This window comes from Streptomyces rugosispiralis, from assembly GCF_024505145.1.
Classification (GTDB): domain Bacteria; phylum Actinomycetota; class Actinomycetes; order Streptomycetales; family Streptomycetaceae; genus Streptomyces; species Streptomyces rugosispiralis.
Genome location: NZ_JANIAA010000231.1, coordinates 1 through 528 on the forward strand (window position 1 = coordinate 1; position 528 = coordinate 528).

1 protein-coding gene is annotated in these 528 nt (G+C 70.3%); it reads left to right on the forward strand.

Features of this window, described 5'->3' with window-relative positions; translation table 11 throughout:
• Positions 1-46 precede the first annotated feature (46 nt).
• Positions 47-528, forward strand: a 482-nt coding sequence (locus tag NP777_RS47205; protein WP_256656371.1) for a polyketide synthase dehydratase domain-containing protein, incomplete at its 3' end; no start/stop codon positions are given.

Here is a 528-nt window from a genome sequence, read left to right on the forward strand (position 1 = left end):
GCATCCGTTGTTGGGTGCGGTGACGGAGGTGCCGGGGTCGGGTGAGGTGTTGTTCGCCTCCCGGTTGTCGCTGGGTACGCATCCGTGGTTGGCGGATCATGTGGCGGCGGGTGCGGTGTTGTTGCCGGGTGCGGCGTTTGTGGAGTTGGTGGTGCGGGCCGGTGATGAGGTTGGTTGCGGTGGGGTGGAGGAGCTGGTGATGGAGGCTCCGCTGGTGTTGGCGGAGGGCGGGGCCGTTCAGATGCGGGTGAGCGTGGCGGAGGCCGATGAGGGTGGCCGGCGCGGCGTGCGGGTGTACTCGAGGGCGGAGGACGCCGGTCTGGGCGCCGCGTGGGTACGTCACGCGACCGGGACGTTGTGCCGTGCGGATGAGATCTCCGCTCCCGGCACAGGGTTGTCGGTGTGGCCTCCGGCGGGGGCGGTCGCGGTGGATCCGGCGGAGGTGGAGGGCCTGTACGACAGTCTGGAACAGGTCGGGTATCGGTATGGGCCGGTGTTCCAGGGGGTACGGGCGGCCTGGCGGCTGGA